This is a genomic window from Pedobacter sp. ok626 (genome assembly GCF_900100435.1).
In the GTDB taxonomy this organism is placed as follows: Bacteria; Bacteroidota; Bacteroidia; order Sphingobacteriales; family Sphingobacteriaceae; genus Pedobacter.
The window spans coordinates 15,254-39,088 of sequence record NZ_FNEX01000025.1 but is presented as its reverse complement, the minus strand read 5'-3'; the positions used below and the strand labels follow the sequence as shown (position 1 = coordinate 39,088).

17 protein-coding genes are annotated in these 23,835 nt (G+C 39.7%); 7 read left to right on the top strand and 10 right to left on the bottom strand.

Annotated features, from left to right (window positions below):
* The 3 genes from BLS35_RS27975 to BLS35_RS25735 all read right to left on the bottom strand — a co-directional run.
* Positions 1-3,224 (bottom strand): beta strand repeat-containing protein (locus tag BLS35_RS27975; protein WP_175459635.1); only part of this gene is annotated, 3,224 nt, incomplete at its 3' end.
* 27 nt (positions 3,225-3,251) lie between these two features.
* Entirely contained in the window at positions 3,252-3,809 is a 558-nt protein-coding gene (locus tag BLS35_RS25740) for a phage tail protein (protein ID WP_175459634.1), read from the bottom strand.
* Positions 3,810-3,814: 5 nt separating this feature from the next.
* Positions 3,815-4,795, bottom strand: a complete 981-nt coding sequence (locus tag BLS35_RS25735; RefSeq protein ID WP_090786988.1) for a methionyl-tRNA formyltransferase — start codon at positions 4,793-4,795, stop codon at positions 3,815-3,817.
* 177 nt (positions 4,796-4,972) lie between these two features.
* On the opposite strand from BLS35_RS25735, the gene BLS35_RS25730 reads away from it, so the two are divergent.
* Complete coding sequence (locus BLS35_RS25730; protein WP_090786984.1) at positions 4,973-5,956, top strand: bifunctional UDP-sugar hydrolase/5'-nucleotidase; 984 nt, start codon at positions 4,973-4,975, stop codon at positions 5,954-5,956.
* Here the strand turns inward: BLS35_RS25730 and cysC are convergent.
* On the bottom strand, positions 5,900-6,424 hold the full coding sequence (gene cysC / locus BLS35_RS25725; protein ID WP_090786980.1) for an adenylyl-sulfate kinase: 525 nt from the start codon (positions 6,422-6,424) through the stop codon (positions 5,900-5,902). The two genes, BLS35_RS25730 and cysC, sit on opposite strands and share 57 nt — an antisense overlap.
* Positions 6,424-7,377 (bottom strand): phytanoyl-CoA dioxygenase family protein, encoded by a 954-nt coding sequence (locus BLS35_RS25720; RefSeq protein WP_090786977.1) that lies wholly within the window; start codon positions 7,375-7,377, stop codon positions 6,424-6,426. Before BLS35_RS25720 ends, cysC begins: the two co-directional genes overlap by 1 nt.
* Positions 7,378-7,622: 245 nt before the next feature.
* Between BLS35_RS25720 and BLS35_RS25715 the strand changes: the two genes are divergently transcribed.
* Positions 7,623-7,970: a hypothetical protein gene (locus BLS35_RS25715; protein ID WP_090786974.1), complete on the top strand. Its 348-nt coding sequence runs from the start codon at positions 7,623-7,625 to the stop codon at positions 7,968-7,970.
* On the opposite strand, the gene BLS35_RS25710 is transcribed toward BLS35_RS25715, so the two are convergent.
* From BLS35_RS25710 to BLS35_RS25695, 4 genes are read right to left on the bottom strand one after another with little or no spacing between them, the layout of a single operon-like run.
* Positions 7,950-8,894 carry a hypothetical protein gene (locus tag BLS35_RS25710; RefSeq protein WP_090786971.1) on the bottom strand — a complete coding sequence of 315 codons (945 nt, stop codon included), beginning with the start codon at positions 8,892-8,894 and terminating at the stop codon, positions 7,950-7,952. The genes BLS35_RS25715 and BLS35_RS25710 overlap by 21 nt on opposite strands.
* Positions 8,891-9,583, bottom strand: coding sequence for an aspartyl/asparaginyl beta-hydroxylase domain-containing protein (locus BLS35_RS25705; RefSeq protein ID WP_090786968.1), 693 nt, complete (start codon positions 9,581-9,583; stop codon positions 8,891-8,893). The genes BLS35_RS25710 and BLS35_RS25705 overlap by 4 nt, the downstream gene beginning before the upstream one ends.
* Before the next feature lie 14 nt (positions 9,584-9,597).
* Positions 9,598-10,155 (bottom strand): GNAT family N-acetyltransferase, encoded by a 558-nt coding sequence (locus tag BLS35_RS25700; protein ID WP_090786965.1) that lies wholly within the window; start codon positions 10,153-10,155, stop codon positions 9,598-9,600.
* A gap of 20 nt (positions 10,156-10,175) precedes the next feature.
* Positions 10,176-10,865: an ATP-binding cassette domain-containing protein gene (locus BLS35_RS25695; RefSeq protein ID WP_090786962.1), complete on the bottom strand. Its 690-nt coding sequence runs from the start codon at positions 10,863-10,865 to the stop codon at positions 10,176-10,178.
* A gap of 840 nt (positions 10,866-11,705) precedes the next feature.
* Here BLS35_RS25695 and BLS35_RS25680 point away from each other — a divergent pair.
* The 4 genes from BLS35_RS25680 (at position 11,706) to BLS35_RS25665 (ending at position 16,623) form a co-directional block, all read left to right on the top strand.
* Positions 11,706-12,569 (top strand): HEPN domain-containing protein, encoded by an 864-nt coding sequence (locus BLS35_RS25680; RefSeq protein ID WP_090786953.1) that lies wholly within the window; start codon positions 11,706-11,708, stop codon positions 12,567-12,569.
* A 198-nt stretch (positions 12,570-12,767) separates the two neighbouring features.
* A complete protein-coding gene (locus BLS35_RS25675; protein WP_132226077.1) occupies positions 12,768-13,469 on the top strand; it encodes a DUF6266 family protein in 702 nt (233 codons plus the stop codon).
* Between the two features lie 136 nt (positions 13,470-13,605).
* Positions 13,606-16,188, top strand: coding sequence for a type I DNA topoisomerase (gene topA, locus BLS35_RS25670; RefSeq protein ID WP_090786941.1), 2,583 nt, complete (start codon positions 13,606-13,608; stop codon positions 16,186-16,188).
* A gap of 30 nt (positions 16,189-16,218) precedes the next feature.
* On the top strand, positions 16,219-16,623 hold the full coding sequence (locus BLS35_RS25665) for a hypothetical protein (protein WP_090786938.1): 405 nt from the start codon (positions 16,219-16,221) through the stop codon (positions 16,621-16,623).
* Between the two features lie 60 nt (positions 16,624-16,683).
* Here the strand turns inward: BLS35_RS25665 and BLS35_RS25660 are convergent, their stop codons facing one another.
* Positions 16,684-18,090 (bottom strand): DNA/RNA non-specific endonuclease, encoded by a 1,407-nt coding sequence (locus BLS35_RS25660; protein WP_090786935.1) that lies wholly within the window; start codon positions 18,088-18,090, stop codon positions 16,684-16,686.
* A 160-nt stretch (positions 18,091-18,250) separates the two neighbouring features.
* Here BLS35_RS25660 and BLS35_RS25655 point away from each other — a divergent pair, with 160 nt between their 5' ends.
* A complete protein-coding gene (locus tag BLS35_RS25655) occupies positions 18,251-23,833 on the top strand; it encodes an MG2 domain-containing protein (protein WP_090786932.1) in 5,583 nt (1,860 codons plus the stop codon).
* Positions 23,834-23,835 lie beyond the last annotated feature (2 nt).

Here is a 23,835-nt window from a genome sequence, read left to right as displayed (position 1 = left end):
CCAGATTTTAATGGCCCGCCACTGGTAATGGTATAAGCGAATGTCGGATCGTTAGTACCGTACACCTTATTCTGTCCCGCATCTGCGGTTACTGTTATCGCTTTAGCTGTAATGGCAAAGTTTGCAGGTACATAACTGATGGTGTAATTTATACCAGCATCTAAATCACCCTGGCTTATAGCATAAGTCGTACCGATGTTTTCTCCGATTGCCCTAGTTAAAGCGCCGATAAATGAATCGCCGGGAACTAATGATCCTCCGCTGGTGATGGTATAGGCGAATGTAGGATCATTGGTGCCATAAATTTTATTTTGTCCGGCTGCGGCTGTCACTGTAATACTTTTTTTATTGACAACAAGGTTCTGACTTACAGAAGTTGCAGGGTAATAAATCGAATTTCCAGGTTGCGAAGCTGAAATAGATGTTGTTCCAGCTGCAATAATAGTAATGGTATTTCCACTTACTGTGGCCACCAAAGGGTTTGAGGAAGTATAAGTTAAAGGAAGTCCGGAACTGCTGGATGCGGTCAGATTAAATGAAGGATCACCATAAGCAGCGGATGCAAGAGAATTAAAGGTGATGGTTTGGCTGGCTTTAGGTGTTGCTGTAACATTGGCCGATTTAGCACTTTGGTTTCCGGTCTGATCTACGGCAAGAATTTCGTAATAATAAGTAGTTCCATTGATTAAACCGGTATGGGTATAAGTCAGGGTACCGGCAGGAAGAGTTTGTATTGGGATCGTAAGATTTGACGCTGTTCCTCCATAAAGTATGTAGCTGCTAAAATCAGGCTCCGAATTTGCATTCCAGGTAATTACATTTTGTGCTACACCTGCGGCAGCTGCGAGTCCAGTTGGTACTGCCGGGGCAGTTTTATCAAATGTTACAGTGCTGCTGTTGGTTGTTCCTGATACAGCTAAACCTGCATTTCCTACAAGGTCCGTAAATGCAATGTTAAAAGGGATGATCCCTTCTGTATCTGCTCCGATCATAGTGTAGCTTGCGGTCCAGTCGTTGCCGCCTGTATTGCTGGGCGTAACGGGGTGTCCTGCAATGCTTACTACCGGGATTAAAAGTGGTTCTGAAGCCGTGAAATTCAAAGTAACAACATCGCTTGTTTTGGCTTTTGCTGGTGCAATATTGTTGGCCGCAATAGTCACACTGCTTAGGGCAGGTACAGTTCTATCAAAAGTAACATTAGTGACAGCAGTTGTACCGGTTGCGGTGTTACCTGCCAAATCTGCAAAAGCAATATTAAAAGGGACAATCCCTTCTGCATCGGTATTGGTTAAAGTATAAGTGGCAGTCCAGTTGTTTCCGCTGTTATTTGTGGCCGTTACTGTATGTGTAGCAATTGTTACCACAGGAGATGCAATCACTTCATTTGACGTGAAACTTAAAGTTATGATATCTCCTGTTTTAGCTTTTATGGTATTGCTGTTGTTAGATGCAATGCTCACCGTGGGTAATGTTGGTGCCACTTTATCGAAAGTAATTGCACCTGTACCAATAGACACTGCTGTACCTGCATTACCTGCCAGGTCACTATAAGCAATATTATAGGTTACCAGCCCGTCTGCATCACCAGCAATGAAAGTATAAATTGCAGTCCAGTTATTTCCTGAGGCTGTTGGGGTTACTGAATGGCCGGCAATGGTAACTACAGGTGTTTGTACCGTTTCGCTGGAAGTAAAGGTTAACGTAGCGGTATTACCAACTTTGGCAAGTGTAGAAGTAGCATTATTTGAGGCAATAGCAACGGTACTTAATGTTGGAATCTGGGTATCGAAGGTAAGTGCGGGGGTAGTTCCTGCACCGCCGTTATTGCCAGCGGCATCGGTATAAGTAGCGGCAGCTACGGTAATGCTTACCGTTCCACCATTGGTATTCGCCGTTGGCGTAAATGTAGCTGTACGGGTTAGCCCGGCACCAGAAATGGGGCCTAATGTACCACCTGTAACTACTACATCACCAGTGGTTCCGTTCCAGGTAAAAGTTGAGCCCGGATCTTCACTAAAAGTAAAAGTGATGTTCGCCGTTTCAGCCGATTTTAATTGCGATTTGTCGCTGGTGATGGCTAGTGTAGGCGCTATTCCATCAATGACAATATTTTTATTGATACCGAGTGACCCAGCAGTCCCAGGAGCTGCAAGAGTAAGATCAGCGTCAATAATTGCAGAATTCTTAATGGTTGCTCCGTTCGGGATTAGCAGTGAATTGACAGCTGCATAATCCAGGTCTGAGGAGTTTTCTCCCGCAGCTATGGTATAATTAAAAGTGAGGGTAGATGAGCCGGTGCCGGAAACATAAATTGCGCTTGCATTTGCTCCCGAATTTAAGTTCAGTTTAGGTGTACCGCTAACATTGACGATTTCGGAGAAAGTAACAAGGACTGAAATGATGTCTCCTACCGTATAGGTGCCATTCGCAGTCGACGAACTGATTTTTGTGACCGAGGGAGGTAGCGTAAAGATAGGATTGGTACCCGGAAAGCTTGTACCACCCGGCGTCAAAATGGCTGGTGTTGATTCATCGTGTACCCAATCTGTAGTTCCAGCCAAATCAGCCAATATTTGTTCTTTGGTGCCGATAATAATACCATGATAATAGTTATAGTCGCCATGAAGGGTATTTCCTGTTAAGGCAATGGCGAAATTCCCGGCTAAAGCAGGTGGCAGGTAAGAGGTGGTAGAGTTAACCGCACCTGAAGTTTGCCAGGGCGTTCCCCCGCCGCCACCGCCAGGGTTGTTTGTAAACCAATTGGCAAAACCGAAAATAAATGAGGGACTAGCATCAATGCCTGTATATATAAACCAATTGTCGCCGCCACCAGCCGTAACCAGCGTGCCCCAGCCGACAGCAGTGGCACTGCCATAAGTACTGAAGCCTGTAGCAGTGGGTGCCCCACCTGGAGTAATTGAAATTTTAATTACTGTACCTGAAGGAATTGGCGCAGGACCCGTGCTCCAGGTAATTGTTCCTTCAGCATTGGGGTTGACTAAAAAGCCATTGGTAGAATCCCAACCTCTGTCGGTGATTTGGATAGTTTGATTAGCGGGAATCACTGCTAGCGTAACAATGGCTAACTCGGCCGGTGATGAGTTTCCATTGTAACCAATAATGGCAATATCGCCGGGAGTTAACTGTGCAAAAGTATTTAATGAAGCAAAAAAAACTAAAAAAAATACGATTGGAATGAGACGGAAAGCAGATGATTTTTTCATGGATGATGCCCTTAAAAGGTTGAAATGTTAATTTCGTGAAGGAAAAATTCCTTCTAAAGCAATGATGTAGTTTACACCCAGGTAAGGCTGCTGAATTGAAAATTGATTGTTGCTTCCAACAGTGTCTACTGTATTTGTAATTGTGCCAGCGTTTAGTTGCACATTTGGCGCTGAGGTTGAGTATCCTTTTGCCGGGTCGGTATTAATGTCTTTAATTGCAGCTAAAGAGTTTCCGGCAGCAGGTTCTACCAGCGTTCCATTCGCATTACTTACATTCATTTTTGAAGTCACCGTATGGGTGTGTGCAGGTAAATGGCCCAGATTTAGCACCATATTTTGGTTACCACTTTTTTCTCCTAATACAACTGGAGCTAAGCCGGGACCGGTTCCCATTCCAACAGCAACCCTTCCCCTTAAATCTGGTAAGCCAAACGTTGTTTGACCATCTCCACCATATGTGGTACCTAGAAGTGCAAATAACGCGGAATTTTGTTGAATTGGTATGAGCTGACCTTGACAAAGGGCCCATCCTCTTGGACTATAATTGAATCCTACCGCTAAAATTGTTCCCACAAATGCATCCATAATATTTATATTTTTAAGTTTAATTTAGATTCTCCTAACTGTTCTCCCGCCTTTAGTCCCATTGCATAAATTTTTTTTCCACTAAAAATGCCATCGCTGGTGCTCACAATATTGAGTAGCAAAAGCTGTTTATTTGAAGTTAAAACCATGGGGCCATGATGCGGGTCTACATGAAATATACTACCCACTGTGGCAGTACCCGGATTAAAATCGCCATCTACAGGTGACACCTCAAGGATTCTGATTGATTCAGTGCCCAGATAAGTTATGGCTCCCTGATAGAGCGGGTTTGCTGCATTTACCAGATTTTCTATTTCAGCAGCACTATGATTTTCCCAATTTATAGTCAGGTCACTTACTTTGGGAATTCCAAAATAGCTTTCCTGGTGATCGGAATTAATTTCTATGTAATGACCTGTGCTTATTCGGTTTATGATTTCAGGTATGGATTGCATTATCAGTTGAGTAAGCCTACTGTAAGCAATCCCATAATTTTCACCTGCCATTAAGGATAGATATTGATTAAAGACAAGCGGTCCTTCATCCACAACCACAGTCATTTTATGAACGCTAAGACCGGCACCCTGTTCCCCATTTTTTAATTGCCAAAACAAGGGTGCAGCACCTTTATATGCTGGTAACATGCTAAAGTGGAAGTTAAAAAAGCCGAGTTGAGGGATGTTTAAGATGTTTTGAGGAATTTTATATGGGAAGGTTAGTACCAATGCCACATTTGCAGTTAAGTCTGCCATCCAGTTTTCCAGTTCATTCCCCTTGGTCAGATCCTGTTTGTTGACAATGAACAAAGGTATTTGCTGTGTGGCAGCCCATTCGATAGTTAATTCAGTTTCATAATTTAACTGATCAGAAATCGCAATTCCAACTATTTTCACATGACCCGCCAGGGAATTGGCGGTTTTGAGAAATAATGAACTGTTGGTGAAAACAATTGCTTTCATTGGACTTAAAAGAACTTCGTTAGTCATGAGCAGTTAATAACTTATATTGTACTGGTGTCCAGATTGGTTGTCTAAGTAAATCTTTCATAAAAGTAAACTAAAAAAAGACGCTGTCAAATATTTTTTCAGATTAATTGCAATATTAATTATTTGTCAACGTTATTGCCTTTTTTTTCTTATAATTACTTCATAAAATTGAATGTTATGAGTAATAAGCGAAGAGCATTTTTAAAAGCAGGCTCATTGTTGGCGGGAACCGCTTTGCTGGGTAATCCACTAGATCTGCTGGCAAATTTTAGTAAAAAGGTGAATACCCTGGCGGCGCAAAACACGCTGATGGTTTATCAAACAAATGACTTACTTGGCAGAATAATAGCTAAATCTGATGGTTTAGGAGGGCTATTAGCGGTTAAACGTTTAATAAGCCAGCAGGAAATTTCTGGGATTACTGTGGATGCAGGGAATTTTATGGCTGCCAATGAAACCATCCTTCAACATGAGCACACCATCGGGCTAATGAATGCAATTGGTTACCATGCGGTAACAATAGGCATACAGGAGTTAAGCAATGGACAATCTTATTTGGCTAATTTGACAGGCCTAATGAACTTCCCGCTCCTTAACTGCAATTATACCTTTAGCGATAAAAAACTTGCCTCCTTTGTAAAACCATATCATATCTTTTATTGTGGTAAATATAAAATTGGCATCACAGGCATAGGTTCTAATACTAAAACTGCAGGTGTATCATTTCGCAACCCTTATCAGGAGGCCAATAAAGTGGCGGGATTTCTGAAGGGACAGGAGAAGTGTGATCTGGTGATCTGTCTTTCTAACCTGGGATTTGATGCTAAACAACTGAATAACCAAGCGCTGGCCAGCCAATCGAAAAACATTGATTTTATTGCAGGTGGACAGCACGAAAGGATTTTACAGGGTGCCATGGTACTTCGAAATGCAGAAAAGAAACAGGTTGTACTTAGTCATTCCGCGAATCATGGGATCGCTATTGGTGTAAGCAGATTTGGTTTTAATTCAGAAGGTCAGCATAATGATTTTCACCATAAGTACATGATTGCTGGCTTGTCGCTAAGAGAAAACCGCTTGAAGGCACATTCTATTTTAAGTGAACTAGCAACAGCTAATCATAAAATCAATAGCAATGCGCAGACTTTCATGAATGTTTAATAAATCTGTATTTAGGATCATGTCGGCCGAAGTCGGGGGCTCAAAAGTATCATTAAGCCCAGTCAGGTTATAGATTTTATCTGGATGGCCATCCGGGAGTAGCGCCTTTTTGTAAAGTCCTTTTGTATCCCGGGCCATCAATATGTCTATATTGCATTTTATCCACACCAGTTTGGCATTATGCTTAAGCATAAGCATTTTCCGGCCTTCCTGGTAAGGATTGATAATGGCAATGAGGATAAAATCAAATTCTTCACGCAGTGTTTCCGCATAAGCGCCTAGCCTGGCTGCATTTTCTATCCGGTCCGATCTGCTAAAGCCCAGATCTTTACATAGCGTTTGCCGGTAAACATCCCCATCAATTACTTTCACTTTGTAAGACCTTCCCTCCAATTCATTAAAAATCGCTTCGGCCAGCGTTGTTTTTCCTGCACCGGAAAGGCCACAAAATTGGAAGATTAAGCCCATTAAAGTTTAGAAAAACTTAAATACTGAACAAATCGTGGCAGTTGTGAACGATTGGTGCTGGCAGCATGTGGAAGGGTATGTCGCCATAAAATAATGTCGCCCTTGTCTCCTGCAATAGGCTGGGCTTGCAATACAGCGCGCATTGCGATGTGTGCATCTTCCAGATTGCGGAACGATTTTATCCAATCTTCAAATTGGAGGTGTATACCAGGCACTAGCGAAAAAGCTCCCCTATCTGCCGGCACATCATCCAGGTAGATCATACCCTGAATATAGTAGCCCAAAGGCTTGTTCAAATCAATGTCCCAATGGAGCGCTGTTTGTTTAAGCTGCCAAAAATCAGTGTCGGGAGGATTAAAACCTAATTTCTCCGTATTTGCTATAATATTTCTGGTCTGATAAAGTTCTGCAAATAACTCAAAAACATGGGGATGCTTCCTGATCGCCTCAATTTCTTTACTTTGGTAAAGTTGTAACATGAGTCCTTGCATATCCTGACGTTCGTAATACCATGTAGCCGGATTGTCTAAATCTACGCCCATATGTGAACAGATTAATTCTTTCACCTGATCACAAAGAGAATCCTCAACAAGCCCACTTATTTTTAGGTAGCCTTGCGTTTCCCAGAAAAGAAGCTGTTCTTCGCTAAGGATGGTGTGAGTTATCCCATCGTTTTGTCCTTTATTATCTTTCGATACAAACCAGGTCTGAAAATTAGCCGATGCCCTGATTAAAAAATCACTACCCTTTAGGGCGATAAGCCATTGCTTAAAGTGATCGAGATCTTTGCATTCGGCATACAAAAAATGATAGATCTCATACTTGCCCATTTCATAAAAGTTAAGCCAGATATTTTCTATAGAATCAAAATTTTCATACTCAGGTGCCGGCTTGTTGTATTTTCTGCTTTGATGTGTTTCAAAAAAGACCGGTAAAAAGCTACATTCTGTCATGCAAATCGTATTAAAATTGTGATTATATTTAGCGTAAATTTTCTAAAAAAAAGAAAGAAATTGCAAGCTACATTAATCTTAGAGGAAAATAAAAATCTAATATCTCTTTTTGTTGGTTTTATACAGGAAATAGGGCTAACAGTAAAGTTGGCCGTTCATGAAGAACCAGTTTTTTTTCCGGAATAAAAATCGAAAATGGTGGATTAAGCATCGATCCCGACAAGGTATTGTATCCGGGTGACATTTTGCATGAAGCAGGGCATCTGGCTACACTGCCTCATCACATCAGATGTGGTCTTGATGGGCAGTTACCAGATATAGATATGCACCGGGGAGCAGAATTAATGTCCCTGGCCTGGAGTTATGCAGCTGCTGTTTATTTGAAAGTGCCACCGCATGTTGTTTTCCATGAACACGGTTATAAAGGCGGAAGTCAAGAGCTGATCGCTAATTTTGAAAAAGGAATATCAATTGGATTGCCCATGCTTCAATATCAGGAAATGGCCTACGATGAGGAAAATGCGGAGCGACTTAAAGTTCGACCATTTCCTGATATGGTTAATTGGACTTGCTTAAAGCAGCATCTCCCTTAATTGCCGGTAAGCGTCATTGCTAGCTTTTGTAGAAAGATCCGGCAAATTGGGTTCGGTATGGAAAGCAACTTCGCGTGATTTGCTATGAAAATTTAAGCGTTCGTACATTTTTTCTCCTAGTTCAATTCCTGTAAATGAACTAAAGCTTTCCAGCATTTCTTTCACTCCCCCACTGTAGTCAAAAAATTGATTAAACCTACAATTCAGATTTAAAATTAGCTGTAATTCCAGGTAATATTGCTTCAACACTTCGGAAGTAAAACTATTGAAATTACCATCAAAAGGAGGTAGTGTGTCTGTTTTTAACAGTAAGGGATTGACCAGGCCAGGTACTGTATGAATACCTCTTCTTTTTGCATGTGAGGCTATTATTTCACCGGGAGAACGTGTCAAAAAGAAAAAGGGAGTCTCGGGGAACCATTCGCGCAGCAATGTATAGAAATGGATGTGCCAGCTGTCTAACTTAACAATGTATGCAGATTCTTTGCCTGTTCTGATTTGCCCCATTAGATTTAGCGCTGCTTTAAACCATTCTTCGCGCGCTGAGTTGCTGATCTTAGGATCCTTTTCCGTACATCTTAGAATTTCATCCAGGATGGGCGCTTCTGCAATGGTAATGCATGTTTCTGACTGGGAAAATGCCTGGGTTAATAAGGTAGAGCCACAGCGTGAAACGTGAAAAACAATTGCCGTAGGCTTAAGGTGAGGAATAACTCCTGCCGCATCTGTTAAAAGATTTGTATCGCTAAAACTCAAAAAATTAGATAGCCCGATTTGTTTGGATCTGCAAATGGTTATTGTTTCATCAAAGAAAGGTTCAATCATTCTTTTTTCACCAAGGTTTAGCCAGCTTAGCATCCAGGCTTGTGGGGTATGTTCCAAACGATAAGGAATCCAATTGGCTAAAGTGGATGCATTATTCATTCCGATTGCCCTTTCATTTTAGTAATAAGTGCTCTAGCGACATCAGTGTCCATTCTTTCCAGCTCAGCAATAATCATAGCTTTGGTTGCCTCATCATAATCGTTTTCAATCTCTTCGGTTGCAGGCTGGTAGCCATTGTCTCTGAAAAGATGATCTGTCCAGTCGTTTTTTATGCAGTCCATAATTAAATGCACCCTATTGGTCGTCCCATTGTTTTTAATACTGTGCGTATTGCTAAAATCAATATACCAGCACGCTCCTTCGTCCAGAAACAAATTGTGACCGTCAACGGTGAAAAGGACGTCTTTATTGGTAAGAATGGGAATATGGATTCTGAAATTTCCATCTGTATAAGAGCATCCTAAATCTTTGTGGGGCTTGATGATACTTCCAGGTGAAAGTGCAAGTAGCCGCACAGATTCTTTTTCACATTTCCAAGAATTAACAATGGAGCTTATATAGGGTGTTTCAGCCATTAAAGGGGTGTCTCTGTAAGCGATGTCACCCGAATGCGCATAAATGTCATTCGCAGCGCCGCTTGCTGAGCGAAGTGAAATACTTCGCCAATCCCCCTGATAATCAAAATTGTTGAAATGCAATGGCCATTCCATTTTCAAACAGTGCTTTAACTCCTGATGAAGCTGCGTGACATTATAGGTTACAGAAAACTTAATGTGGGATGAGGCCATGTGATTATTAAATTCTAAGCTAATAATTTTATTTGATCATCCTCTAAAACTGCATAATGAAAATTATCTTTCCATTCTCCTCCTATTGGTAGGATTTTTCTTCGTATTCCTTCCTTCTGCATCCCTATTTTTTCAAGAACCTTGATAGATGCGATATTTTCTGTAGCTACTCCTGCCTCAATTCTATGAAGGTGCAATCTTTCAAAACCAAATTTTAAGACTACCAGCGCAGCCTCTGTAATGTACCCCCTTCCCCAGTATTTGGGATGCATTTTAAACCACATTTCGGCACTTTTAAACTTATCCAACCCATTACTAAGTCCTATCAAGCCGATTGGCTCTTTATTAACTAATGAGACGCAAAAACCATATTCTTTTCTAGGATTACAATTCTGCTGCTCAATATACTTTCTAAGATAATCTTCTGATTCATTTATAGATTCAGGTATATCAAGCGTGGCGTACTTTTGAACTTCAGGATTTGAGTGAATTACATGGATAAAATCTAGATCCTCATAATTTAGATCTCTAACAATCAAACGATCTGTTGTTAATGTTATAATTTCATCCATATTTTTTAGATTTAAATAAATCAAGGTAATTTCACTAAATCACGCTTCACAGATGTTGCCGGTAAATATCCATACGCTATTAACTCGTTAAAGTCCTTAATTACTTTGGTATTTCCATTATCCATCAAAATAACTGTTGAAGAAATGTCTAATACATTTTCGTAATCATGATCAGTAAGGATAAAACCTTTATCTTTTGAGTGCTTCTTAATTAGGTCTTTTAGGATTTCCACGCATAATGGGGAAACCCCGTTAAAAGGTTCATCAAATAATAGATATTTTGCCTCGGAATGCACCATTAACAAAATTTCCAAGATCCTTTTCTCACCACCCGATAACTGTTTAATTTTCTTTTGCAAAAAAGGTCTAATTAAATCGTTCTCCATTATCGTTACAGCATTTTCCGCACTACAAAAACAATGGATTATATTTCTTATTTTAATATGATTGGGCAAAAAATTATCCTGGGGTAAATAGTGGATTAATCTCCTATTATCATATAACGAATCTAATTTCCTATTATCAATTACCACAAACTTATTGTCTGCAGCCAATGAGCCGAAGATAATCTTTAATAATGTAGACTTTCCGGATCCATTTCTACCTAAAAGGCCTATAATTTGTCCTGGTCGACAAGAGATGAAAATATCGTTGAGGATTTGCTTATCTCCAATCTGTTTTCTAACGCTGTCAACATGTAATCCAATCATAACAGGATAAATAATAAACCAACAATTAGGCTAACAATTATGGTGTTTGTCCATAAAACAATTTTACTAAGACCTAAATTATAATAAAAATAGTACTCATTAGGGGTCCTAATTTCATAGATGAGATAATGGAAAACAGGAGTCAAAAAAATAAATGAGATTCCAATACCAACGTATAGATCAATAACCTTCATCATAAGAAATGACAGTACAATTGAAATAACTAATGAAGGGATAATGAGTTTTTGATAAAAAAAACATAAACCATATAGTATACGCATTCTGCTTGAATTCTATTATTATGATGACAATATAGATAATTAAAAAGCATGATTTATGTTGGAATTCTTTTCCTTTTTGAAATTCCATCTGGTAATGGGTGATCAGGAAAAAAAACTTCATAGAGCAGTTCAAAATTTCAGAGATTTTATTTAGCTTATCTTCCTGACTAAATTTATAACAAATTATTCTATGTTGAAAATAAAATTAACTTTTTATTTAAATAAATGAATAATATAAATATATAAACATTAATATATTATGATTTGTTATTTTAATTATTAAATTAGGCATATGAAATAAAACATCAACAGAATATTATTAAGAGTCTTACGGTTACAAAATCTGACGCCGTTAACGTAGGACAGCAGTGTAATGCCATATCTATGTGTAGATGTGCTATATTTGCGCATTGAGATAGATGTGGGATCTGCTGTAAATCCATGTTAACGTAAGGCGTCAGAAACTTTAATGGTAACCATGGTTGGCAGATTCCACATTTATTGTTTCTGCTACTTTGAGACTCATTTAACTAGTAAACCAATTAAATGAGATCAATATATGGAACTACAAGTTTTATCCCCGGCAGAAGATCATGCGATTTACTTTAGAGCGTTTATCAATCAGCTTGTCCAAAAGTTCAAGCCTCTTCAAATCTTTAGCTTTTCTAAAAACAATTACACCCAGTTTGATCAGGGCTGTTTTAAAGAAACAGCAGCTACCTTTCATTGCAACTATTGCTTGTTGCTAGTTACTGAGAACAACACCCGAATTGACTATGAGGTACAGGATTTTACAAACGGGAATTACAAACAAGGTGCAATAACAATCCTCTGCCATGGGAAAGAGGTCATTGAGGAAGCTATTAAGGCCAATAATCGTTTTTTTATCACCGTTTGCAGTTCCACTACATTGATTTATAGCCATGATGGGATGACATCTTTCGATTTCTCCAGTCGTTTTATTCCAACTGAGTCTGCTGTAAAAGCAAGAAAGCATTTCGACCACAGATTGATACTAGCAGATGGTTTCTTAACCGGAGCTCATGAGTGTATCATTACTGAACAGCATAATGTATGTGTATTTATGCTACACCAGGTTGTAGAACAAACCTGTATTGCGTTGATCAGGGTTCATCTAGCCTATCGTGCGGAGATACATAATTTACAGCGTCTTTTACGGCTCTGTTGCTCCTTCTCCAACGCCCCTATTAAAATGTTCCTATCTGGCAGCCCTGATGACGAAAGACTTTTTGATGTATTGCTTAAGAGTTACTCAGCGGCAAGGTACAAGGATACCTTTAAGGTTTCAGAAGATGACTCTTGGTGTTTATATAATAAGGTTTCAGAATTTGTAAAACTTGCAAAAGCGATGTGCGAAGAGAAGATAGTACAATTAGCAAATCAAGCGACGATTTTCAACTAATCTGCTACCTTATTCTATACGGGTTCTCTACGGCTCCTATACGGGTCCTCTACGGGTTCCCTACGGCTAAACCCGTAAAAAAACCGTAGCAGATACGTAGAGAATATGTAACAAATACGATATCAAATAGAAAGGCTATAACTTATTCATTACCTTCAAAATAAGACGTCAATACCGATGTTGGCTAACCAAATAAATATGGCACGTATGAAACATGGTCCTTATGGGCCAATAGTAGGAAAATTAGGAAATACCGTAGGGTATATCCGTCTCGGCGAAGCATGTGTAAGAACACTAACTCCTCCAAACAAAAACAAAATATTTACCCAAAATCAAATAGCTGCATTCGATAAAATGCGGGTGTTCATGGAATTTCTATCTCCCATTAACACTTTTACCAACACCAGTTTTAAACTGGCTGTTAAGGGTACAAATAAAATCGCCCAAAATGCAGCGGTATCATCGAATATCAAGACAGCGATAAAAGGTGTATACCCAAATCTCGAATTAGACTATCCTAAAATTATCGTGAGTAAAGGTGATCTAAGTCCAGCACAAAATCCAGTAATCAGCCACATAGTAGAAGCCCCTATTAATAAAAAAGCGCTTTATACCAATGTGTCCTTAAAATTCCAATGGGATATAGATCCTACATGGGACAATGACCTGAAAAGAGATCAAGTAATGTTACTAGCCTATTTGCCCGATAATAAGACTGCATTCTACAAGCTATCTGGCTCTAGAAGATCAGAAGGTGAAGATACTTTGGAAGGGAGTATTGCCATTAAAAATCTTGGTAATACCATCAAAGATCGGTTTATAGAGACCTATATTGCATTTATTTCTGATGATAGGGAAAGTATTTCAGATAGTATCTATACGGGAAGAATAGTTTTATAAATCAACATTGTTACATGCTTAATTATTACTATATATCGGATTAAATGAGCCGTTTACAAATATATTTATTATAAAAAGTCTGTCGAATTTTGAAATTAGCCTTATTTATAGCTTTATTTGCAGAAAAACGGTCTGAATGGCGAAGAATTTACTAATAGTTGAGTCACCTGCGAAAGCTAAAACCATAGAAGGGTATTTAGGTAAAGATTTCCTTGTTAAATCAAGTTACGGGCACATCCGGGATCTGGTAAAGGGAGACATGGGTATAGATATATCCAATAATTTTGCCCAAACATATGAAGTTCCATCTGATAAGAAGCAGGTAGTAGCCGAACTTAAAAAATTAGCTAAAGACGCAGAAATGGTATGGCTCGCATCCGATGAGGACCGCGAGGGAGAAGCCATATCATGGCATTTATATGAAACATTAGGACTTAAGGAAAACAAGACAAAACGTATTGTATTTCATGAGATTACTAAGCCCGCCATATTAAAAGCGATAGAAACACCACGATCGATCGATTACAACCTGGTATATGCACAGCAAGCCAGACGTGTACTGGATCGATTGGTTGGTTTTGAACTTTCTCCTGTACTTTGGAAAAAAATCAAACCTTCCCTATCCGCAGGACGTGTACAGTCAGTTGCTGTCCGCTTGATCGTAGATAGAGAACGCGAAGTAAATAAATTTAATGCTGCTGCCGCTTTTAAAATTACTGCAGAATTTTCTACTGGTAACGGAAAAGAGTTGGTAAAAGCTGAACTGCCACAGCGATTTGAAAAAGAGGCTGATGCAGAAAAGTTCCTTAACGACTGTGTTGGTGCTGGGTTTTCTGTAGATAGCTTAGAGACTAAGCCTGCAAAACGTAATCCAGCAGCACCTTTTACCACATCTACCTTACAACAGGAAGCTTCGCGTAAGTTGGGCTACTCGGTGAGTAGAACGATGCAGATTGCACAAAGGCTATATGAAAGCGGACGTATTACCTACATGAGGACAGATTCGGTAAACCTTTCTGAAACCGCATTACAGGCTGCTGCTGCTGAGATCAAATCTGCTTATGGTGATAAATACCATCAGCCAAGAACTTATAAGACTAAATCTGCAGGTGCACAGGAAGCTCACGAGGCCATCCGCCCTACTTATTTTAATCACCATACGGTAACAGGCGACAGTTCGGAGCAACGTTTATATGAGTTGATTTGGAAACGTGCCATCGCATCGCAAATGAGTGAGGCGTTGTTTGAAAAAACAACAGCACAAATTGCGGTAAGTACACGTAAAGAACAATTAACCGCTGAAGGTGAAGTAATGAAATTTGATGGCTTTTTAAAGGTATACCTTGAATCGTCGGATGAGGAAGATGCAGAAGATTCGGAAGGCAACAATATGTTACCCCCACTTTCACGTGGACAAGAGCTTACTCTAAGGGTAATGAATGCTACGGAGCGTTTCTCAAGACCTCCAGCACGTTATACTGAGGCTTCATTGGTTAAGAAATTAGAAGAGCTAGGTATCGGTAGACCATCTACTTATGCACCTACCATTTCTACCATTCAAAACCGAGGTTATGTGGTTAAAGAAGACCGCGACGGCCGTCAGCGTAGCTTTGGTGCCATTGAATTGATCAACGGTGTCGTTACCAAAAAAACAAAAACAGAAATTACAGGCGCAGAGAAGAGTAAACTCTTCCCTACGGATATAGGTGAGGTGGTGAATGATTTCCTTGTAGAACATTTTAAAGGAATTGTTGATTTTAACTTCACTGCCAGTGTAGAGAAAGAATTTGATGAAATTGCACAAGGTCTACAGGAATGGACAAAGATGCTCCACTCCTTCTATACACCGTTCCATTTAGAAGTTGAAACAACATTAGAAACTGCCGACCGTGCCAATGGTGAGCGTTTACTTGGTGTTGATCCAACTACTGGAAAAAATGTATATACCAAAGTTGGTAGATTTGGACCATTGGTTCAGATTGGTGAGAATGATGATGAAGAGAAACCGCGCTACGCAAGTTTAGCTAAATCACAATCTGTAGGAACTGTTACGCTTGAAGAAGCGTTAGAACAGTTTAAATTACCTTTCCAACTGGAGGATTACCAAGGTAAAGAGGTTTCTGTAGGTGTAGGTCGTTTTGGTCCATATGTGAAATGGGGCGAGGCTTATATTTCTATCCCTAAAAATGAAGATCCTTTATCAGTTGATCAGAGTCGTGCAATAGAAATTATTAGCGAAAAAATCACTGCTGATGCACCTGTGGCACATTATCAGGGAATGCCGGTGACCAAAGGAACAGGAAGATTTGGACCATTTATTAAATGGAACGATTTATTTATCAATGTACCTAAGGCTTATAATTTTGATCAGCTTTCGCAAGTGGAGATTGAAGAATTGATTGGTAAGAAAATTGAAAAAGAAGCCAACAGGTTTATTCAACAGTGGGCTGCTGAAAAAATTGCAATTGAAAATGGCAGATGGGGACCGTTTATCCGTTTTGGTAAAGAAATGCTAAAGCTACGTAAAAACCCTGCGACCAATGATAAGTATACGCCTGAAGAATTGGCTTCCATTTCTTTAGATGAGGTTAAAAAACTAATTGTTGAACAAGTACCTAATGCATTTGAGCCTAAAAAAGCAAGTGCAAAAAAGGCAGCTGGCACTAAAACTGCGGTAAAAAAGAAAGCTCCAGCTAAGAAAACTGTGGCGAAGAAGTAGATATACGTCTTGTCATAAAAAATAGAACCAATGAAGAAGGATCTTCCTGAAAATATAGTTGAAGATGTGGCAATGGCCGTAGTACTCACCGGCGAAACCCCTGAAATAATGAACTGGACGGTTTATGTTATAAACTTGAAAGACGTCGTTTTAGACAATGTACTGATTAGCTCTAAAGGTTACGGTGAAAAGGATGGAAAAATGGTAAAAACATCGATCCTTCGCCACTTCATAGGTGACTTGAAGCCTAAATCCTTTGCCAGTGTAGAAGCTATAGATCCGGAAGTTTTCGGCCTGACTAATGAGTACTGGTTAAGCTATTACGTAGACGGCGTTATTTACGATAAGAAGTTTATTTTCCTCCCGGAAAGTATAGTTGATGAAAATCTAATACATGTTCCCCTGGTCAATATGCCTGGAGTAATGATTAAATAATTAACTAAAAAAGGTTCGCTATATAAATAGCAAACCTTTTTTAGTTAATAGCGACCTTGCCTAATTGTTAATGTCCACCTTAGTTTCTATTGCATCCTGAATGCTAACAGGTAAACCTGACAGCAAATTATATCCGGTTGCAGCTTCAAGAGCCCTCACGCTTACCCTATATTTTTTCCAATCGGAGTCAATTGTGTTTACATTAGGTGTATTAACTGCAATGACGCGGGTAGTTGCAGAAACTCTGCTAATATCGTCGTTGCCAGTAGGAATGATAACCGCTACTTTCCACACGTTCGATGGCACAGTCACTTTACCTCCAGCAATGGTGCTTGCAGCTCCATTTACACCTGTCCCGCCGGTGCCATAGCTTCCCATAATGATGTAAACTTCATTACCTTCCAATACCTTGGTGCGTAAATAACCTTCTAAATTATTCCAGGTTTGCTGATTGTTTTGCGGAGCTTGAGGGATCATATTAGACATTAAAAAAGTTGCACTATTCGCATTTGCGGAGCTTGTCCTGTCTCCCGATGGCGTGTTGTGACCGCGATCAAACCCTGACCCTGAGTAACTGTTACTCTGCACAACGAAAGCGCTTTGCGGTAGTCCGGTGAATCCTGCAAAATTATCTAATCTATTACTTACACCTGTAAAGTTACTTGCATCCAAATGCCAGCTTACCCAATTTGGGGTACCACGACTACTGCTGTAAGATTCTACATAATAGCTTTGATCAAGCAGGAAATTATCTACACTTACTCCATTAGCATTTGAAGGGTTACCGAATAATAAGTTGCTATTGTCACCGATTGTAGGTTGGGCATCGCTTCCTGCGGTAACACCACGAGGCGTAGTTGCTGGACTTCCACTAGGATCTACTGGGTCTACATCCGGATTTGAAACCAAGATACCAGGATCACCAATGCCCTTAAAAGTGATGTCATCTATGTTTACTCTTGTTGTACCAGCCTTCAGAATTTGAAAACGGACTTTGCCGGTAGTGCTTACCGCAAATGAATCCAACTTCAAAGTACTATTGTCTTCCGCAATATCAGCTCCCAGTTGCGTGTAAGTAGTACCACCATCGGTTGACATGAGTAATTTCCAGGTAGAAGCCAGATCAGTTCCATACTTACCATGTTTAATGTACAACATCTTTATTCCGCTGATGTCAAAATTCATTTTTAGATTTCCAGTCCTTAGCCTTACACTTTTTAACCCGTTTTTCAAATCTGCGGGGAGATTTCCAACAAGTGCATCATCTAAGGTCCAGCTTCCAGTTGGCATCTTTACCTCAGCAACGGCATACCCACCTTTGGCTGGCGTATTTTCGAAATCCTCAGTGATTGAGTAAGCTGCCGGTGGAATCACTGGATCGACAATAGTTAATTCTTGAGTACTTTTTTTTGAACAGCCGGCAAGTAGAAGTGCAAGGCTTCCACACAGTAAAATTTTTTTAATCATGTTTGTTTTTCTAAGTGGGTTCAAAATTGACGTATTTATATTATCTAAATGTTAGTATATTGATATATTCTCCATTTTATCAAAATCGTTGATAATTTTTTTAAATAATGTACAATATTTTACTAATTTTTGTACACATCTATTACCCTAATTGAAATACATGAAAACTACCCCGCCCTCGTTTTTCCAGAAAAACAAAAAAGGTATTGTTATTGGTATCCTAGCCTTCGTTCTGGCTGGAATTGGCTCCTATTTTTTCTTTAAAAAAGAAAGACCTAAAGATTATAACCAGCAATATTCTAAGTACATTGAAGCCTATACTTCGGGTACAGTATCCAAAAAGACCTATATCAGGGTACATTTGGCCAATCAGGTGAAAACCATGAGTGATATTGGCGTGGCTGATAGCCGTGATCTATTCAGCTTCTCTCCTTCTGTAAAAGGTAAAGCTTATTGGATTGATGCCCAAACTGTCGAATTTAGACCTGAGGAAAATCTGAAAGCTGGCGAAACTTATGAAGCTACTTTTAACCTAAATAAGGTTACTGATACTGAAGAAGGGCTTGAATCATTTGAATTTGATTTCAGGGTGATTAAACCAGGAATGTCCTTGATTCAAAATGGACTGGTTTCACAAAATAATACTTCACTGGACTATATGAAGCTGACCGGCGAAGTAACAACGTCCGATCAGGAAGATCCTAAGCTGATAGAAAAGGCTTTGAAGGTAGATTTTCCATCCTCACTTAAAGTAAAATGGCAGCATGATCCAGCTAAGAACACTTCTACTTTTACTGTAGATAGTATTAAAAAGACTAAGAAAAAAAGCAAGTTAAGTTTAATTTGGTCGGGTGAACCTATCGACGCGGAGAGCAAAGGTGAAGAAACTGTTATTGTGCCTGCAGTTGGTGTATTTAAGGTATTGAATATGCGCGCTGTTCAGGATCTTGAAGATTTTGCACTGGTTCAATTTTCTGAACCGATAAGTGTTGGTCATGATTTAACTGGATTGATTTCTTTGGCAGGGTTAACTGACCTGCGTTTTACCATAGACGCTAGTCAGATTAAAATCTATTCTCCGAATACACTGGAAGGAAATTATACGCTCACTGTAAATGAGGGTGTTGAAAATATCAATGGTAAAAAACTAGAGGCTGGTAAAACGGCTAATATTGTTTTTGAAAACAAACTTCCTTCGGTGGTCATTGCCGGCAGTGGTACCATTATTCCTAATTCAGGCAAGCTCGTACTCCCATTTGAGGCGGTTAACCTAAAGGCGGTGGATGTAACAATTATCAAGATTTACGAAAACAATATTCCTCAGTTCTTTCAGACTAATAATTATAAAGATGGTGGCGAGTTGCGTCGTGTAGGTAAGCCTGTTATTCAGAAAACCATCAGATTGGATGAGGATAAAGCCCTTGATCTGCATAAAAAACATCGTTTTACACTAGATCTGGATAAAATCATCCGTACAGAACAGGGTGCGATGTATCGCGTTACTATAGGTTTTAGAAGAGCATACAACGTCTACAAATGTGCAGAAGCCGAAGCCGAAGATGGCGATAATGATAATGACTACGAACGTTACGGTGAGAAAATTGACGAAGACGATGAGTTTTGGGAACGTTACAACAGTTATTACCCGAATAATTACAGATGGGAAGATCGCGATAACCCTTGTACCCCATCCTATTATACAAACGAACGTTGGGCAAGCCGCAATTTAATGGCGTCCAATATTGGTTTGATTGCCAAAAGAGGTAATGACAATAGCATGTTGATCATTGCTACAGATCTATTGACAGCAAAAACTTTAAGTGGTGTAACGCTGGAGTTGCTGGATTACCAACGTCAGGTAATTCATACAGTAACAACGGACGCTGATGGTATGGCTTCTTTTGATTTGAAAAGAAAACCGTTCTTGTTGGTTGCCAAAAGTGGTAAGGAAAGAGGATATTTAAAACTAGATGATGGAAACTCACTTCCACTGAGCAGGTTTGATGTGGGGGGGGATGTGGTTCAGAACGGCCTTAAAGGTTTTATATATGGTGAACGTGGCGTTTGGCGCCCCGGTGATTCCGTATTTCTTTCTTTTGTACTCGAAGATAAATTAAAGAAACTACCTGGTGGGTACCCGGTTACTTTTGAGCTATATAATCCTCAGGGACAATTGATCAAACGCAGCATTAACGGAAAGCCTTTAAATGGTTTCTATGCCTTTAAAACTGCTACAGAAAGTACTGCGCCAACAGGAAACTGGTTGGCAAAAGTAAAAGCTGGTGGCGCTACCTTTACCAAAACCATCAAAATTGAAACAGTGATGCCTAATAGGCTTAAGATTAATTTTGACATTGGTAACCGTACATATTTAGGTTCAGGTGGTTCTTCTACTGCTACCCTCTCTGCAACCTGGTTGTTTGGTGCTGTAGGTAAAAACCTTAAAGCTAAAGTTGATGTGAATCTGAACACCATGAAAACAACTTTCAAAGGTTTTGATAGTTTCACTTTCGACAACCCGACGGTAGTATTCCAATCGCAGGTAAAAACCATATTTGAAGGTACTTTAAGTGAAAATGGTACAGCAACCATAAACACGAATTTAAACGAGAACAACAGTGCCCCAGGGATGCTTAAAGCTAATTTTACAACTAAAGTATTTGAAGCCGGAGGTAATTTTAGTATCGATAACTTCAGTATTCCATATCATGTTTACAACAATTACTATGGCATAAGAACCCCTGAGGGCGATAAAATGACTGGAATGCTGCTTACAGGACAAGACCATAAGATTGATATTGTAAATGTAAATCGTGATGGTAAGTTATTGCAGGGTAGTAAAAACGTTGAGGTAGAGCTTTATAAAGTTCAATGGCGCTGGTGGTGGGAACAGGATAATGAAAACTCCTTCGCCAATTTCACACAAAACTCTTATAATAAACTGGTTAAAAAGGAGAATGTTACCTTATCTAATGGTAAGGGCAATTGGAAGTTTAGAATAGATGAGCCAGAATGGGGTCGTTACCTAATTCTGGTAAGAGATTTAAATAGCGGTCATGTAACTGGTAAATCGGTATACATTGACTGGCCGGGATGGGCACAGCGCGAGCAAGGTAGCAACCCTACCGAAGCCTCTATGCTTTCGTTTACTGCCAATAAAACTAAGTTTCAAGTCGGTGAAGAAGTAGTGTTAACCATTCCATCTGGAGAAGGTGGCAGAGCTTTAATTTCCATAGAAAATGGAAGTAAGGTGTTAAAAACCTTTTGGACAGACACCAAAAAAGGACAAACACAGTTTAAGTTTAAAGCCGAAAAGGAAATGGCTCCAAACGTATTTGCCAATGTAACACTACTCCAGCCGCATGCACAGACCGTAAATGATTTGCCTATTCGTATGTATGGTGCAATTCCATTGATGGTTGAAGATCCTCAGACGATATTGAAACCTATCATTAAAATGGCGGATAAGTTGAAGCCTGAAACGGAAAGCAATATCACAGTTTCTGAGCAGAATGGTAAAGCGATGACTTATACCATTGCTATAGTAGATGAAGGTTTACTTGACTTAACCAGGTTTAAAACACCTGACCCTCATGCAGTATTTTATGCTCGTGAAGGCTTAGGTGTAAAAACATGGGATCTTTTTGATTATGTATTAGGTGCATGGGGCGGTAACTTGGAACGCATCCTGAGCATTGGTGGTGATGGTAGTGTAAACAGAAATTTAAACCCTGCTAAAGCCAACCGCTTTGTGCCCGTTGTGAAATATTTGGGCCCCTTTGCTTTGGCTAAAGGTGCTTCGCAAACACATAAATTTAAATTGCCACAATATATTGGAGCCGTAAGGGCAATGGTTGTAGCTGGTCAGGATGGCGCCTATGGTTCGGTAGAGAAGTCGGTGCAAGTTAAAAAGCCGCTGATGTTATTGGCTACAGTACCGAGAGTAATTGGTCCAGGTGAGAGCTTTACATTACCTGCGACAGTATTTGCTACTGAAAACAACCTAAAAAATGTTACGGTACAATTGCAACTACAAAACCTACAGGTACAGGGTAATAAAACGATTCAGTTGAATTTTAAACAACCAGGCGAGCAAATGGCTTACTTTGAGGTCAAGGCTCCTGAGATGACCGGTATTGCAAAAATCAAACTGATTGCTCAAAGTGGTGCAGAGAAAACAGCTTACGATGTGGAACTGGATATTCGAAATCCAAATCCTTTTGTAACCAATGTGGCATCGGCAGTGATCGAGCCTGGTCGTAATTGGGGAACTAAATATCTTCCTATAGGCATGGTGGGTACCAACTCCGGTAGTGTAGAGGTCTCTTCTATCCCACCCATCAATCTTAAAAAACGATTGAGTTACCTGGTACAATATCCGCATGGTTGCGTGGAGCAAACCACTTCAGGGATTTTTCCGCAGTTGTTCTTAAACAAATTAATCCAATTAACGGAACAACAGAAAGCAGAAACAGAACGAAATTTAAAAGCCGGAATCAACAGGTTGCGTGGTTTCCAGACTACAGATGGTGGCTTGGGTTATTGGCCAGGTGCAAGCAGTTCGGATGAGTGGGGAAGCAATTATGCTGGCCACTTCCTCGTCGAAGCGCAGAACGCAGGGTACACCACCCCTGTCGGTATGTTGGATGAGTTGTTGCGTTATTTGAAAGTTAAAGCCGCTAATTGGTCGCCAAACAGTAATAACTTTTATGGTGGTGATCTTTCACAATCTTACCGCTTGTATGTGCTTGCATTAGCTAAAAGAGCAGATATGGCGGCGATGAACAGATTAAGAGGCTTCCAATACCTCTCTGTAAGTGCTAAATGGCGATTGGCTGCTGCATATAAGCTTGCTGGACAATCTGATGCTGCAAATAACCTAATTAAAGATTTACCTATTGAAGTAAAACCTTATAACCAATTAGGTGGCACTTATGGATCTGACATTAGGGATGAAGCAATGATATTGGAGACTTTAACATTGCTAGGCCGCAAAGCAGAGGGTGCTAAACTCATTCAATCATTAGCTATTAAATTGGGTAAAGATGATTGGTATAGCACCCAAACTACCGCGTATAGTTTGCTAGCTATCGCTAAATTCTGCGGTGCCAATACAGCTTCCAATAATTTACAGTACAGCTATACCATTGATGGCAAAAACAGTAAAGTTAATTCTAATCAATTCCTGAATAGCACCGCCTTAACTTTTAAAGCTGGTAACGGAATTGCTATCAGCAATACAGGAAACAGAGTGTTGTTTGTACGATTGATTTTGGAAGGACAGCCAGCAGCGGGACAAAACAACTTCTTGCCGAATAATCCTGAAGTATTGGATATGAACGTGAACTATAAACTGCTGAATGGCAAACCACTTGATCCTGCTTTATTGAAACAGGGAACTGATTTCTATGCCGAGGTAGTTGTTAAAAATCCTGGAAAAATGGGTTATTATGAACAAATGGCCTTAACACAGATTTTTCCTTCAGGTTGGGAGATCATCAATACCAGGGTAAATGATAACGAAAGCATCCTTGCGGCTTCACCTTACACCTATCGCGACATCAGAGATGATCGCGTGTTTACGTATTTCAATTTAAGGGAGAACGAAACAGTGACTTATAAGGTATTGTTAAATGCTTCATATATCGGTAGGTATTACTTATCGGCCGTACAATGTGAAGCTATGTACAACAATAGCATTAATGCTACTGAAGGCGGGAAATGGGTGCAAGTAATTAAGTAAAT

Coding starts and splice junctions, on each gene's coding strand:
- BLS35_RS25740 (WP_175459634.1), bottom strand. CDS start 3,809: ATGGATGCATTTGTGGGAACAATTTTAGCGGTAGGATTCAATTATAGT.
- BLS35_RS25735 (WP_090786988.1), bottom strand. CDS start 4,795: ATGACTAACGAAGTTCTTTTAAGTCCAATGAAAGCAATTGTTTTCACC.
- BLS35_RS25730 (WP_090786984.1), top strand. CDS start 4,973: ATGAGTAATAAGCGAAGAGCATTTTTAAAAGCAGGCTCATTGTTGGCG.
- cysC (WP_090786980.1), bottom strand. CDS start 6,424: ATGGGCTTAATCTTCCAATTTTGTGGCCTTTCCGGTGCAGGAAAAACA.
- BLS35_RS25720 (WP_090786977.1), bottom strand. CDS start 7,377: ATGACAGAATGTAGCTTTTTACCGGTCTTTTTTGAAACACATCAAAGC.
- BLS35_RS25710 (WP_090786971.1), bottom strand. CDS start 8,894: ATGAATAATGCATCCACTTTAGCCAATTGGATTCCTTATCGTTTGGAA.
- BLS35_RS25705 (WP_090786968.1), bottom strand. CDS start 9,583: ATGGCCTCATCCCACATTAAGTTTTCTGTAACCTATAATGTCACGCAG.
- BLS35_RS25700 (WP_090786965.1), bottom strand. CDS start 10,155: ATGGATGAAATTATAACATTAACAACAGATCGTTTGATTGTTAGAGAT.
- BLS35_RS25695 (WP_090786962.1), bottom strand. CDS start 10,865: ATGATTGGATTACATGTTGACAGCGTTAGAAAACAGATTGGAGATAAG.
- BLS35_RS25680 (WP_090786953.1), top strand. CDS start 11,706: ATGGAACTACAAGTTTTATCCCCGGCAGAAGATCATGCGATTTACTTT.
- BLS35_RS25675 (WP_132226077.1), top strand. CDS start 12,768: ATGGCACGTATGAAACATGGTCCTTATGGGCCAATAGTAGGAAAATTA.
- topA (WP_090786941.1), top strand. CDS start 13,606: ATGGCGAAGAATTTACTAATAGTTGAGTCACCTGCGAAAGCTAAAACC.
- BLS35_RS25665 (WP_090786938.1), top strand. CDS start 16,219: ATGAAGAAGGATCTTCCTGAAAATATAGTTGAAGATGTGGCAATGGCC.
- BLS35_RS25660 (WP_090786935.1), bottom strand. CDS start 18,090: ATGATTAAAAAAATTTTACTGTGTGGAAGCCTTGCACTTCTACTTGCC.
- BLS35_RS25655 (WP_090786932.1), top strand. CDS start 18,251: ATGAAAACTACCCCGCCCTCGTTTTTCCAGAAAAACAAAAAAGGTATT.